A 13,342-nucleotide genomic window follows, 5' to 3' on the forward strand; every position below is an offset into this window, starting at 1 on the left:
GGAACGTCGCACCACCGTCGCGTCCTCGAACCACCCGGGGGCGTGGTTCCACGACACGGGCGTGGTGCGACCTCGGCCCCGGGCCGGGCCGGGCCGGACCACCGGGCCGGGCCGGGCCACCGTACCCGCCGTCGCACCGCCGGCTGAACGTCGCACCGCCGATGTGGGCGGTGCGATGTTCAGTGGGCGGTGCGACGCAGCGCGGGCGCGGGCGCGGCTGCGGCCGTCGGGGCGCCAGCCGCCGCAGCCGCCGCACCAGCCGCAGCCGCCTCCGATCCGGCCCGGACCGCACGCACGGCGACGGGCAGCGTCAGCCGGAACACCGCGCCGGGCCGGCCGACCCCGGGAGGCTCGCAGACCAGGTCGCCGCCGTGGGCGCGGGCCAGACCGCGGGCGATGGGCAGCCCCAGGCCCGCGCCTCCGTCCCCGGACCGTCGGGCCTCGTCCAGCCGCACCAGCCGGTCGAACACCCGCTCGCGGTCGCGCGTGGGCACGCCCGGGCCGTCGTCGGACACGAGCACCGCGACCTCGTCGGCACGCGACGCGTCGAGCCAGAGCGTCACGGGCCCGGTGCCCCCCGTCGCCCGGGCGGCGTTGTCGACCAGGTTGCCGACGATCTGCGAGACCCGACCCGCGTCGGCCGCCACCACGACCGGCCCGTCGGGCAGCAGGACCCGCAGGTCGAGCGACGGCCGTCGCAGCCGCTGACGCTCGACGTCGGCGAGCAGCGACGCCCCGAGGTCGACGGGTGCGACGTCCAGCGAGATGCCCTGGTCGACGCGGGCCATCAGCAGCATGTCGTCGATCAACCGGGAGGCGCGCTCGGCCTCGCGCACCACGTGCGTCGCCAGCCGCTCGCGTTCGTCGGCCGTGCCGGGCGACCGCACGAGGGTGTCGGCCGCGGCGCGCATCCCGGCGACGGGGGTGCGCAGCTCGTGGGCGGCGTCCGACACGAACGCGCGCACCCGCGTCTCGGCGTCGAGCGCGGCCCGCTCGGCCCCCTCGACGCCGTCGAGCATCTCGTCGAAAGCGACGGCGACCCGGCCGATCTCGGTGTCGCGTCGGGCCGGCCGCAGGCGTCGGCCCCGGTCGCCGTGCGCGATCGACCGGGCGACGCCGGTCATCCGGTCGAGCGGCCGCAGGGTGGCTCGCACCACGAGGGCGAGGCCGATCGCCGCGATCAGCAGGAACGCCGCGGAGGCGCCGATCATCACCCAGCGCAGCTGCACCAGGGTCTCGCCCACCGACCGTGAGTCCGTGGTCAGGGTGATCGTCGACCCGTCGCTGAGCTGCGAGACGAGCGTGGTCACCTCGTCGTCGCTCCGCACCTCGGACGAGGTGACCGTGACCGCGTCGGACGAGGAGGTGCCGGTCGCGTCCCCGGCGTCGGTGCCGCTCGAGGAGTCGGTGCCGGTCTCATCGGTGCCGGTGCCGGTGCCGGTGCCGTCCAGGCTGCCGACGCCCGCGCCTCCTGGTCCGTCGTCGAGCCCCGAGGCCGGGCCGCCGCGTCCGGGGCCGTCGCCGAGCGAGGGCGGGCCCTCGCGCAGCTGGTCGGGGCTCGGGCCGGCGACGATGGCGTCGCCGTCGGCGTCGCGGATGACGACCGAGAGCCCCTGGGCCGAGAGCCGGTCGGCGAGCTCGTCGCCGTCCACCGTGCCGACCAGGGCCGCGGCGGCCGCGGCGCGGTCCGACAGCCGGTCGACGACCTGGGCGCGGAGCCGCTGGCCGAGCGTGAGCTCGACCGTCACGGCGAGCGCCGCCAGCAGGACGGCCAGCAGCAGCAGCACGGCGACGACCGTGCGGACGCGCAACGAACCGGTGCGCAGCCCAGGGGCGGCGGCCTCGGGGGCCGACACCGCGCCTCCTCGGGGGTGGTGTCCCGTCGTGAGCGCGGCGGGACGGCGGGCGCGCTTCACGCGCTCATGCGGTAGCCGAGGCCGCGGACGGTGTGGATCAGGCGGGGGCCCCGGGTCTCCATCTTGCGGCGCAGGGCGCTGAGGTGCACCTCGACGAGGTTGGGGTCGTAGTCGTCGTAGCCCCAGACCTGGGTGAGGATCTGTGTCTTCGAGACGGTGCGCCCGCGGCTCTCGGCGAGGAAGCCGAGCAGACGGAACTCGGTGGCCGTGAGGTCGAGTGGTTCGCCGCCGCGCGTGATGCGGGCCGCCTCGGGGTCGACCACCAGGTCGCCGATCTCGATCACCGAGGGAATCCGACCGCGGCGGCGGAGGACGGCCGTGACCCGGGCGATCAGCTCGGCCACGGCGAAGGGCTTGACCACGTAGTCGTCGACGCCCTCCGAGAAGCCGCGCAGCCGGTCGTCGACCTCGTCGCGGGCGGTCAGCATGACGACGGCGGCGTCGGACGAGGTGCGGATGGTGCTCGCCAGGCGGATGCCGCTCGCCCCGGGCAGCATCCAGTCGAGCACGACGAGGTCGGGTACGAACGCCTTCAGCTGCTCGGGCAGGTCCGCGCCGTCGGCCAGACCGTGCACGGCGAAGCCCTCGGCGCCCAGAGCGGTGACGACGGCGGTGCGGATGGTCTCGTCGTCGTCGATCACGAGGACGCGGGCGGGGCTGAGCATCCTCCGAACGGTAGGGCCGGTCGGTGGGCGGAGGCTATGGACGGGCTGGGGGTGCGGTGTGGGTCGCGTGGCCGCGGACTGCCACCAGGGGTGGACCGCCGACGGGCTCGGCCTGCCGCTAGGGTCGGCGCATGGGGAGACAGCGCCGACGACGGCAACTCGTCGCGGGCGGCGTCCTGCTGGGGCTGTCGCTGCTCGCGTTCTGGCTCGGAGGGCCGATCTCGGCCCGGTGGCCGTCGGCCTACCTGACCGTGGGGTTGGCGGCGTTCGGGCTCTTCCTGGTCGCCCTGTGGTTGTTCCTCCTCGTCATCGCCGAGCGTGAGGGGCCGCCCTCTGGCGCCCCGACCCTCCCGACCCGTCCGAGTTCCCCGGGCTGGTGGCCGTTCCAGCGGCGGCAGCCTCCGATCCCTCCACGAGAGAACGTCGCAAGCGACACGGACTGGGTCCCCCTCATCTGGCGACCGCGCAGCATCCCCGTACTGCGACGCGTCGATGCCGACGGCGCCCTCGAACTCCTGCTCGCCGACGATCGAGGCGAAGGGCCCATCGGAGGGTCGAGGGAGATCGTCATCGCCCTCTCGACCCAGGACCTGCTGATGATGTCGGCTGTCCTGAACTCCGCCGCCGACTACGCCCTCGCCTCACCGTGGGACTCCGGCTTCTCGCACGACGAGGCCCTCGCGTGGTCGCGTCGCGCAGCCCGCGCCGCTCGCGACGCACCGGGTCCGCGGTTCGACCCGATTCGGGCCTCTGGTGTCGGAGCACGCCGGATCGGCTGGACGGCCTGGGCCCTCGGGCAGGACGCCCAGGTCGGTGCCCGACGCGATCCGTGGTTCGTCGTGCCCTTCGACCAGCTCCAGGCCGTGACCAACTCGCTCCAGGAAGTGGTCGAGGGGCTCATCGACCTCGACCTCGCCGCCGTCCAACGACTCGGCGGCAGCGGCGAGGGTGGCGGTGAAGACGGGCGCGAGGCGCGCCTCGCGGGCGGCGAGCTGACGCGACGCCTTCGCGACGTCCTGCGGCACGCGCACGAGTCCGACCCGGCACCGGCATTCGGTCCCACCGACACCTGACTCGTCCGTGCCGAGCCACCGAGACGGATCGATGCGGGGAGGCGCCGCTGGACCGTCGGTGAGCGGGTTCTACGGAAGGGCCGGAGGCACGGTGCGGGCCGGGTCACCGGCGCCGCCGAGGTCGGGGTCGAGGTGGGCGAGGACGAACGGATCGACGCAGCCCCGGGCGAAACCGCGGATGCGTCGGTCGATGTCGCGCTGCAGGAGGACGGCGCCGATGCGCTCGGCCAGGGGCGCCAGCCATGCCGGCTTGCACGAGAAGTTGTAGCGCCAGACGGCCTCGGTCGAGCTCGGGTCGCCGTCGACCTCGCTGAACCGCCATCCCCCGCCCATGCGCGCGAAGAACCACGACCCCTTCGTCATCTTCATGCCGACGTTCGTCGGTGGGTTGTACGAGACGTACTCGCTCTCCATCCGGAACCCGAAACGCTGCACGGTGAACGTCCGGACCCCCTTGGCGGCCCGGGTCGCCCCGCCCACCAGGTACTGCCGCCGGATGAACGGGTCCCACCGCTTTCGCGCCTCCCCCTGGGTCTGCGACACCGCGAAGGCGACGTGGAGGTCGACAGGAACGACGCACCGGGACTCGACGACGGGCATGGGCTCATCGTCGCACCTCCGGACGTCCGGGCGACCACGGGCGTGGAAAGATCAGGACAGACCTGTCGACACCCGACCCCGAGGAGCGGCGTGCTCGCACGAGACGTGACCGAGAAGAGATTCACCCCGACCCGCTTCCGCGACGGCTACGCGATGGAGGACGTGGACCCGTTCCTCGAGCGCATCCGGGCCACCCTCGCGGCCTACGAGCAGGGGACCACCGTCGGCCTCCTGGCGGACGTCGACGTCGTGGCCGCCCGGTTCCGACCGACGAGGTTCAGGGAAGGCTACGACCAGGACGAGGTCGACGACTTCCTGGACCAGGTCGTCGTCGAGCTCAGGGGACGACAGTCCGCCGGGGGTCGCTGACCGCGTCCCGACGTTGCGACGTCCCGACGTCGTGTCAGCCGCGGGCGTGGCGCACGTACGCGACGATCGCGTTGGCGTGCCCGTGGCCCAGGCCGTGTTCGGATTTGAGCCACGACACCACCTGCATGTGCGCGTGCTCGTCGAGACGCTCGTCGACCAGGTCGAGCCACTCCTGGACCGGCCGCCCGTAGGTGCGCTCGATGCTCGGGAAGTACGACGCCGGGCCTTTGACGGTCTGGCCGTCGGTGGGCGGTTCGGGTGCCAGGACGCGTCGCTCGGACATGCGGTGACGGTAGCAGTCGGTGTCGACGCGACTTAAGCCCCGCTTCAGATTCGGTTCCGAGAGTGGTGTCTGCCGGAGGGAACGCCCCGACCGCCAGCCGCACCGCGGCTCGCCCGGCACCCGACATCTGGAGACACCATGGCGAAGGACATCACCCCCGACGGTCGCGACGACGACCGTCGCGACGAGAACACCCCCGCGCAGGACGATGCGTGGGCCGAGCGACTGCGTCGTGAGGACGAGGACCAGGACGCCCGTACGACGACCGAGCTGCCGGCCCGGCCGTCGGGCCAGCCCACGGCCCCGACCACCCCGATCGTCGCCGACGACCAGCGCACCCGCGAACTGCCCACGGACGGCAGCGCGTTCCGAGCCGGGTCGACCCCGCAACGGCGCCCGAGGAAGGGCCTGCTCGTCGGCATCGGCATCGCGGCGGCCGGCCTCGCCCTGGTCGGGACCAGCACCGCCGTCGCGGTGTCGAACGCCGGGAGCTCGACCAGCGCCTCCTCGAGCGCGACGCCGGGCCGGGACGACGCGGCGGACCAGGCCGACGGCTCACGCCAGGGGCCGGGAGGACGAGGCTCCGACGACGCCACCGGTGCACCCACCGACGCGCCGACTCCGCCTGCTGCGGGCGGCGACTCGGACGAGAGCACTCCGGCCGAGGGCACCGGGCCCGACGGCGAGGCCCTACCGACCCCGGGCGTCGGCCCCGACGGCGAAGCGCTGCCGACCCCCGGCGCCGGGCCCGACGGGAAGGCCATGCCGACCCCCGGCACCGGCCCCGACGGGAAGGCCCTGCCCGAGGCACCGGAGGGCGGCCCTGCCGACGGCGGCCCGATGGCTGGTGGACCGAAGGGTGGCCCGGGCCACGGCCCCGGCGAGAAGGGCGGCCCGAAGACGGACTCCGGCGACACCGAGGACGACTCCGACCGCCCCACCCCGCCGACCGATGCGCCCACCCCTCCCACGGACGCGCCGACGCCCACCCCCGGCACCGACGAGGGCTCGGGCTCGTAGGGCGCCGGCCGCACCGGCCGTCAGGGCGCCGGCCGCTCGGAAGCGCCGGCACCGGTCAGCACAGCAGGCTCCGTCAGAACAGCAGGCTCCGTCAGAACCGCGTGGTGATGCTGCCCTCGACGACGGGTGGCACACCGCGGCGGTCGGCCGAGCCCCGCACCGTGGCGATCTCGTTCCACTTGTCGATCGTGGTGCAGGGGTGCGAGACGCCGAGCCGCACCAGGTCGCCGACCTGCAGCCCGGACGCCGGGTCGAGCCGCAGGAAGGCGTGCTGGTCGTTGAGGGCCGACACGTGCGACCCGTCGAGCACCCCCGGGAGGCGCCGGTCGGCCGCCTGCGGACGCCACGCCTCGAGCGGCACCGGGAACCCCTCGTCGTCCGACGTGTCGCGCCGTCCGACGTTGAGCAGGGCGAGCCCGGGCTCGGGACGGGACACCACGGACGCCCAGAGCTCGAGGGTCGGCAGGAACGAGGGCTCGATCGTCGGCCCCTCGACCTGCTCGGCGTCGAACCCCGCGGCCCGCTCGGCGTCGAACCCCTCGGCCGCTCCGTCGAACCCGGTGAGTTCGCCGTCGGTCGGCCCGCCCATCTCGCGGTCGGCCTGCGACCCCGCCGAACCGTCGCCGACGACGACCGTGACGTCGGCGTCGACGCCGGCCGCGCCTCCTGCGGTCGACGGCACGGCGTGGCGGGTCGACGGCATCGTGTCGCGGGCGAACGGGGTCAGCCGGCGATAGAGGTCGTGGTCGTGGGCGACGTACGAACCCGACCGCAGTACGACGCGCGTGCGCGGCCCCTGCAGACCCGAGGGGTCGTGCCGGTCGCCGAGCACGGCGACGACACGGTCGAAGTAGACGCTGCCGCCGGCCGTCACCACCACGTCGTGACCTCTCGACAGCCACGGGTCGAAGGCCGGCGCACCGATGCCGTCGAGCACCTCGAGGAGCCCCCGCAGGTAGTCGTCGACCACGGCGATGCCGGCCGCGTCGACGTCGTGCGTGAGGGCGCCCTCGTACCCGGCCACCCCGGCCAGGACGAGGTGCGGTGCCGCCGCCACGGCCTCGGCGACGAGCAGCGCCTCGCGCACCGAGCGCGCGCCGGTCCGGCCGAGCGGCGACCCGAACTCGACCAGCACGGCGAGCGGACGCTCGCCCTCGGCCCGCGCCAGGGCGGCGTCGACGAGGCGCACCGTCTCGACCGAGTCGACCCACATGAGCACGTCGACGCCGGGCGCGGCGAGCGCCGCGAGGGTCGCGGGCGCGAACGCGGTGCCCGCCAGGACGACGTTCGGCACCCCGGCCTCGCGCGCGACGGCGACCTGGAACGCCGTCGCGAGCGTGATGCCCCACGCGCCGGCGTCGAGCTGCCGGCGCCAGATCTCGGGCGCCATCGTCGTCTTGCCGTGCGGCGCCAGGTCGACCCCGCCCTCGCGACACCAGGCGGCCATGGTCTCGACGTTGTGGGTGAGGGCGTCGAGGTCGATCGTGAGCAGCGGGGTCGCGAGGTCGATCAGCGGGACCGGCCGGGGCTCGCGGCCGAAGCCCACCTTGGTGGGGACGGGGGCGGACGGGGTCGAGGACGACGTGGTCATGGTGCCTTCCGACGGGTGCGGTTCGGGGGTGTGCGGAGTGGTGCTGCGGTCAGGCCGTGTGTCGGTACCTGACGGTAGTTTTGCAGCCACCCCCGACGGGCGACACCTCACGTCGGGCCCACCGACCATCCACCAGAGAAGAGCAGACCTGTGAGCGAGAAGACCGAAGTCCGCACCGGCGGCGCCCCCACCCCCATCTCGACCTTCTCGCAGGGCGTGCTCAAGAACGGGTTCCTCAGCGTGTCGGGCCAGGGCCCGCAAGACCCCGCCACGAGCGAGTACCTGCACCCCGGCGACCTGACGTCGCAGACCGTCCGCACGCTCGACAACGTCAAGGCGATCGTCGAGGGCGCCGGCGGGACGTTCGACGACGTCGTGTCGCTGCGCGTGTTCCTCACCACGCGCGACGACTTCGCCGAGATGAACGCCGCGTACGAGACCTACCTGCTGCAGAACGTCCCGAGCGGGGTGTTCCCCACCCGCACGACGGTCTTCGTCGAGCTGCCGAACGAGGCCATGCTCGTCGAGATCGACGCGCTCGCCATCCTCAGCTGACGCGCTGCGGCTCTCCGGGCCTGCGGCCTGCGGCTCTGCCGCCCTGCCGCTCGTCGACAGCGGGCGAGTTCGCACTTTCCTGGTCGGCACGATCGCCCGCCCACCCCGGACACGCCCGTGTTCGGGGTGGCGCGGCGTCCAGGCGGCGCGACCACAGGAGGCGCAGGTCAGTCGGTCGCGCCCGTCACGACCACGATCTTCCGTGACCACGTCGCGTCGGTCAGCTGGGCGAGCATGAAACGCGCCACGTCGGCACGGGTCACGTGGCTGCCCGCCCCCTGGGGCAACCGCTCCCCCGTGGCGAGCGACCCGGTCGCCGGGTCGTCGGTGAGGCGCGTCGGGTAGACGAGCGTCCAGTCGAGTCCGCTCTCGCGCACCTCGGCGTCGGCGACGTCCTTGGCGGCGTAGACCTTGCCGAGCACGGTGTGGAAGAACATCTTCTGGAAGGTGTTCGCGTCGGCCTGACTCTCGCCGACGCCGAAGGCCGAACAGACGACGAGTCGGTCGACGCCCGCGTCGTGCATCGCCGGCAGCAGGGCCCGCCCGACCTCGACCTCCACCGGGTGCCGCATGTTCCGCGAGCCGATCGCGTTCAGCACAGCGTCCTGGCCGGCGACGGCGGCGCGGACGTCCTCGGCCGAGGTCGCGTCCCCGGTGAGCACCCGGACGCCCTCCGTCACGTCGAGGGACGAGGCATCGCGGACGAGCACCGTCACGTCGTGCCCCGCCGACAGGGCGACCCGCAGGACGTGGGAGCCCGTGCCCCCGGTCGCTCCCAACACCAGAACCTTCATCGCGCCTCCTGTCGTTCATCGAAGCGAACACCGTCCGACCAAGAGCGGGCCGAGAACGTCGGCGCAGGGTCGGGGCAGGTCGGGTCGGAACAGGGCGGGTCGGGTCGGGTCGGGTCGGGTCAGCCGATGCAGGTCGGCCAAGTCGGGGTCACCAGAGGCAAGCTCAGCGGAGGCGACGGCCCGCGGCCCAGAGGCCGACCAGCCCCGACGGGCCGAGGCGGGGCGTCGCGTAGGTGGCCCGGTCGGCGTACGCCCCCGGGTCGACCAGCTGGAGGTCGGCGACGGCCCCGGCGGCGATGCCGAGCGCGCCTCCTGCCCGGCCACCGCCCACACTGCCGTCGCCGCCGCCACCGCCACCGCCGATCCCGCCCGCACCGGCACCGGCACCCGCACTTGCACTGGCACGCGTGCCTCCCAGCCCGAACCGCGAGGAGGCGCGGGTCGACATGCGCGCGATCGCCTCGCCCCGCGAGAGCACGGCCTGCGGTCCCGACGCGGCGTACTCGTCGAGCACGCGCGAGAACGTCCCGTACAGGCGGGGATGCACGGTGCCGGTCTCGCGCGGCAGCCCGTCCGAGCCGACCAGGGTGTGCGGCCACGCCAGGGCCGTCCGCATGCCCTCGAGGTCGGTGTGGAACACGATGACGGTCAAGGCGCCCCGTTCGGCGAGGACGAGGTCGGCGAGCACCTCGCGCGGGTCGGCACCGACCGCCTCGGCGATCTCGGCGAGCGGCCGCCCCTCGAAGCCCGCGTGCTCGGGTCGCGTGAACCCCGCCGCCGAGATCCGCTCGGGGCCGATCGCGGCGTACTGGTTCTCGAGCGTCGATCCGGCCCAGGGTTCGAGCAACCCGTCGAGCACCTGCCGCCGCGAGCGCGTGCCGGGTCGGAGCGCCTCGAGCAGGCTCTCGACCCCGTGGTCGGCCGTGGCCGGCGGGAACAGCGACGCGACCGTCGTGCTGCCCGCGTCGTAGGGGTAGACGTCGGCGCTGACGTCGACACCGTCGTCGTGCAGGGCGTCGAGGTGCTCGACGATCGCGGGCATGCCGCCGACGTTCCGCGGCCCGGTCACCTTCAGGTGGCTGACGTGGACGGCGGCCCCGGTCTCGCGCCCCAGCGACGCCAGCTCGTCGATCGAGTCGCGGAGTCCGTCGGCCTCGTTGCGGACGTGGGCGACCAGCAGCTTGCCCCGCACCGCGCACTCCCGGGCCAGGGCGACGAGTTCGGGCCGGTCGGCGGCGTCGCCGGGTGCGTACATGAGGCCGAGTGAGACGCCGAGCGCCCCGGCGTCGAGCGCCTCGCCCACCGACGCCGCGATGAGCGACCGCTCGACGCCGTCGGCCGGTCGGCGGTCGAAGCCGAGCACGCCCGCCCGCAGCGGGGCGTGCGGGACGAGGGTCGCGGCGTGCAGGCCGAAGGTGCCGTCGGCGTCGCCCTCGGCCAGCGTCCGCACGTAGTCGGCGAACGTCGCCCATCGTCGCGCAGGGAACCCGCCGAGCACCGGCCGCGAGTAGTCCTCGAGCGAACGGTCGTCAGGATCGGTCGGCGACGGCGCGACGCCCTGGCCGCAGTTGCCGACGATCGTGGTCGTCACGCCCTGCCCGGTCTTGGGGGCGACCCCTCCCGGGCGGAACAACGCGGCGTCGTCGTGCGCGTGCACGTCGACGAACCCCGGCAGCACGTCGAGTCCGCTCGCGTCGACCACCTCGACCCCGGCCGGCACCCCGGACGAGGAGGCGCGGTGACCGTCACCCGCGGACGCCGCGGCCCCGGGCCCCACGGCCGCGACCACGCCGTCGCGCACGACGACGTCCGCGACGCGACCCGCGCCTCCGGACCCGTCCCAGACCGTCCCGCCCGCGAGCACCAGCGTCGTCACGAGGACGCCGCCGTCACGCGGACGCCGCCGCCGTCACGGGAGCACCGCGGTCGTCGCCAGGACGGGTGCGCTACTCGAAGCGCTGCCACACGGGCTTGTTCGCGTAGGTGTAGCGGTAGTAGTCCGCCAGCTGCAGCAGCGACGCCGCGGCTTCGTCGACGACGATCGTGGCGTGCCGGTGCAACTGCAACGCGCTGCCGGGGCACATCGCACCGAGCGGCCCCTCGACCATGCCCGCGACCGCCGACGCCTTCGACGACCCCTGCGCCACGAGCACGACCTCGTGCGCGTCGAGGATGGTGCCGAGCCCCTGCGTCAGGCAGTGCGTGGGCACCTGCGACGGGTCGTCGAAGAACCGGGCGTTGTCGGCCCGGGTCTGCGGGGCGAGCGTCTTGATGCGGGTGCGCGACGCGAAGGACGAGGTGGGCTCGTTGAAGCCGATGTGCCCGTTCGCCCCGATGCCGAGGATCTGGATGTCGATGCCGCCCGCGTCGGCGATGGCCCGCTCGTACTCGACGACCGCGGCCTCGACGTCGGACGCCCGCCCGTCGGGCACGTGGACCTTCGACGCGTCCATGCCCAGGGGCACGACGACGTCGCGCTCGATCACCGAGGCGTAGCTCTCGGGGTGCTCGAGCGGGATGCCGACGTACTCGTCGAGCGCGAACCCGGAGGCGCGGCCGAAGTCGAGCTCGCCCGCCGCGACCCGGGCCGCGAGCGACGCGTAGATGCCGGTGGGCGACGACCCGGTCGCGAGGCCCAGCACGGCCTCGGGGTCGCGCTGGACGACGGACGCGATCTTGAGGGCGGCGACACGGCCGACCTCGTCGGCGTCGCGGACGATGACGATCTCCATGGGGCTCCTTGCTGCCGAGGCGTCAGACGATGTTGGCCACGACCGACGCGATGTACGCCTCGCGTTCTTCGCGTGAGGCCGGCCGCCCGGGCACGCCCGGACGCTGCTGCCACGGTAGCGGCCCCGACTCCCGCCGGTACTCGACGCCGAGGGCGTCGAGGCGTCCGAGGTGCACGGCGAGCCGTGTGGAGAAGTCGTCGAAGTCCCGCGGTTCGGTCGTCCACAGCGCCTCGGCGACGGCGCACAACCGGGGGAACGCGAAGAAGTCGACGGTGCGGGGCGAGTCCATGTGCTCGGTCCAGATGTTGGCTTGGCCTCCGAGCACGTGACGGGCCTCGTCCTCGGTGAGCTGCGCGGGCACCGGTTCGAACGCGAACACGTCGGCCAGGGTGAGCGGGATCGACACCGGGATCGGCTCGTCGGGCCCGTCCGACTGCCGGTAGTCGAGGTAGACCTGGTCGTCGGGACACGCCACGACGTCGTAGCCGCGTCGTGCCGCCGTGATCGCGCCGGTCATGCCCCGCCACGACGCGACCGTCGCGCCGGGTGACATCGTGGCGTTCCCCTCGAGGATCTCGTCCCACCCGAAGGTGCGGCGCCCGGCCGCGGTGAGGTGCGCGTCGAGCCGCCCGATGAACCACGCCTGCAGTTCCTCCTCGTCGGCGAGGCCGCGGTCCCGCATGAGCTCCTGCGTGCGCGGGTCGGCCCGCCACTGCGCCTTGGGGCACTCGTCGCCGCCGATGCCGATCCAGGTGCCCGGGAAGAGCTCCATCACCTCGTCGAGCACGTCGGTGTAGAAGTCGACGGTCGTCTGCTCGGTGTTGAGGACGTCCTCGAAGATGCCCCACTCGGTCCCCACGGCGATCTGCCGGGGCGCCGCCACGGGCGTCCCGCCGACCTCGACGGCGCCGACGCCGAGGTGCGGGTACGCCGTGATCGCCGCCATCGAGTGGCCGGGCACGTCGACCTCGGGCACGACCGTGATGTGGCGGGCCGCGGCGTAGGCGACCACCTCGCGGATGTCGTCCTGCGTGTAGAAGCCGCCGTGCGGTCGGCCGTCCTGGGTCGCGTCCGGCCCCGCCCCCACCTGCGACGACCCCCGCCACGCGCCGACCGAGGTCAGGCGCGGGTACTTCGTGATCTCGATGCGCCAGCCCTGGTCCTCGGTGAGGTGCCAGTGCAGCGTGTTGAGCCGGTGCAGGGCCATGAGGTCGACGAACCGCAGGACGTCGCGCTTGGGCAGGAAGTGCCGGGCGACGTCGAGGTGCGTGCCGCGCCAGCCGAAGCGTGGTCGGTCCTCGACGTCGACGGCGGGCACGACCCAGTCGACCCCGGGCACGAGGGCCGTCCGGTACGCGGCCGCGGGCAGCAGCTGTCGCAGCACCTGCGCCCCGTGGAACGCGCCGGCCGCGTCGCCACCGGTGATGCGCACCCCCGCGGGTCGCGCCTCCAGCCGGTAGGCCTCGGCACCGAGCGAGGCGTCCAGGTCGAACGAGATGCCGGTCCCGTCGGCGCTGCCTTCGCGGAGCGGCAGGCCGGTCGCGGGGCGCAGCGCCTGCTGCAGCCAGGCGACGACTCCGGCCAGCTCGTCGGGCGCCGAGACGCGCGTCGCGGAGTCGAGCCGGAACGCCCCGGAGGCGCGGGTCAGCCGGGCAGGACTCGGCACGATCGCGACCGGTGCGGTCTCGGGGGTCGCGGTGCCGGCCCGCCTGGTGGTCGAGGGGGTCGAGGAGTCGGTCGTCAC

General features: G+C 74.2%; 12 protein-coding genes and 2 pseudogenes. 5 read left to right on the forward strand and 9 right to left on the reverse strand.

Going from position 1 to position 13,342, the window contains the following annotated elements; genetic code table 11:
- Positions 1-179: 179 nt before the first annotated feature.
- Both ASL10_RS00830 and ASL10_RS00835 read right to left on the reverse strand, forming a co-directional pair.
- The gene (locus tag ASL10_RS00830; protein WP_235452256.1) at positions 180-1,916 is read right to left on the reverse strand and encodes a HAMP domain-containing sensor histidine kinase; all 1,737 of its coding nucleotides are present in this window, start codon (positions 1,914-1,916) and stop codon (positions 180-182) included.
- The gene (locus tag ASL10_RS00835) at positions 1,913-2,581 is read right to left on the reverse strand and encodes a response regulator transcription factor (RefSeq protein WP_056043342.1); all 669 of its coding nucleotides are present in this window, start codon (positions 2,579-2,581) and stop codon (positions 1,913-1,915) included. The genes ASL10_RS00830 and ASL10_RS00835 overlap by 4 nt, the downstream gene beginning before the upstream one ends.
- 131 nt (positions 2,582-2,712) lie before the next feature.
- Here ASL10_RS00835 and ASL10_RS00840 point away from each other — a divergent pair, with 131 nt between their 5' ends.
- Positions 2,713-3,654, forward strand: coding sequence for a hypothetical protein (locus tag ASL10_RS00840; RefSeq protein WP_056043345.1), 942 nt, complete (start codon positions 2,713-2,715; stop codon positions 3,652-3,654).
- Positions 3,655-3,723: 69 nt separating this feature from the next.
- Here ASL10_RS00840 and ASL10_RS00845 read toward each other — a convergent pair whose 3' ends face one another.
- Positions 3,724-4,254 (reverse strand): SRPBCC family protein, encoded by a 531-nt coding sequence (locus ASL10_RS00845; protein ID WP_056043348.1) that lies wholly within the window; start codon positions 4,252-4,254, stop codon positions 3,724-3,726.
- 105 nt (positions 4,255-4,359) lie between these two features.
- On the opposite strand from ASL10_RS00845, the pseudogene ASL10_RS16640 reads away from it, so the two are divergent.
- Together ASL10_RS16640 and ASL10_RS16420 are read left to right on the forward strand one after the other, a co-directional pair.
- A pseudogene (locus ASL10_RS16640) lies at positions 4,360-4,440 on the forward strand (DivIVA domain-containing protein); the annotation flags it as partial.
- A 45-nt stretch (positions 4,441-4,485) separates the two neighbouring features.
- Positions 4,486-4,596, forward strand: a pseudogene (locus tag ASL10_RS16420) (DivIVA domain-containing protein); the annotation flags it as partial.
- Between the two features lie 61 nt (positions 4,597-4,657).
- Here ASL10_RS16420 and ASL10_RS00855 read toward each other — a convergent pair.
- Complete coding sequence (locus tag ASL10_RS00855; protein WP_056043354.1) at positions 4,658-4,906, reverse strand: DUF4287 domain-containing protein; 249 nt, start codon at positions 4,904-4,906, stop codon at positions 4,658-4,660.
- A 138-nt stretch (positions 4,907-5,044) separates the two neighbouring features.
- On the opposite strand from ASL10_RS00855, the gene ASL10_RS00860 reads away from it, so the two are divergent.
- Positions 5,045-5,926 carry a hypothetical protein gene (locus ASL10_RS00860; RefSeq protein WP_056043357.1) on the forward strand — a complete coding sequence of 294 codons (882 nt, stop codon included), beginning with the start codon at positions 5,045-5,047 and terminating at the stop codon, positions 5,924-5,926.
- A gap of 91 nt (positions 5,927-6,017) precedes the next feature.
- Here ASL10_RS00860 and ASL10_RS00865 read toward each other — a convergent pair whose 3' ends face one another.
- Positions 6,018-7,517 (reverse strand): alanine racemase, encoded by a 1,500-nt coding sequence (locus tag ASL10_RS00865; RefSeq protein ID WP_056043360.1) that lies wholly within the window; start codon positions 7,515-7,517, stop codon positions 6,018-6,020.
- Positions 7,518-7,667: 150 nt separating this feature from the next.
- Between ASL10_RS00865 and ASL10_RS00870 the strand changes: the two genes are divergently transcribed.
- Positions 7,668-8,072 (forward strand): RidA family protein, encoded by a 405-nt coding sequence (locus ASL10_RS00870; protein ID WP_056043363.1) that lies wholly within the window; start codon positions 7,668-7,670, stop codon positions 8,070-8,072.
- Between the two features lie 167 nt (positions 8,073-8,239).
- On the opposite strand, the gene ASL10_RS00875 is transcribed toward ASL10_RS00870, so the two are convergent.
- From ASL10_RS00875 to ASL10_RS00890, 4 genes are all read right to left on the reverse strand, one after another.
- Positions 8,240-8,866, reverse strand: coding sequence for an NAD(P)-dependent oxidoreductase (locus ASL10_RS00875; RefSeq protein ID WP_056043366.1), 627 nt, complete (start codon positions 8,864-8,866; stop codon positions 8,240-8,242).
- A gap of 163 nt (positions 8,867-9,029) precedes the next feature.
- Positions 9,030-10,742: an amidohydrolase family protein gene (locus ASL10_RS00880; protein WP_056043369.1), complete on the reverse strand. Its 1,713-nt coding sequence runs from the start codon at positions 10,740-10,742 to the stop codon at positions 9,030-9,032.
- 70 nt (positions 10,743-10,812) lie between these two features.
- Positions 10,813-11,598 carry a glucosamine-6-phosphate deaminase gene (gene nagB / locus ASL10_RS00885; RefSeq protein ID WP_056043373.1) on the reverse strand — a complete coding sequence of 262 codons (786 nt, stop codon included), beginning with the start codon at positions 11,596-11,598 and terminating at the stop codon, positions 10,813-10,815.
- Between the two features lie 22 nt (positions 11,599-11,620).
- Positions 11,621-13,342, reverse strand: coding sequence for a beta-N-acetylhexosaminidase (locus ASL10_RS00890; protein ID WP_235452258.1), 1,722 nt, complete (start codon positions 13,340-13,342; stop codon positions 11,621-11,623).

It is taken from the genome of Frigoribacterium sp. Leaf8 (assembly GCF_001421165.1).
Lineage (GTDB): Bacteria > Actinomycetota > Actinomycetes > Actinomycetales > Microbacteriaceae > Frigoribacterium.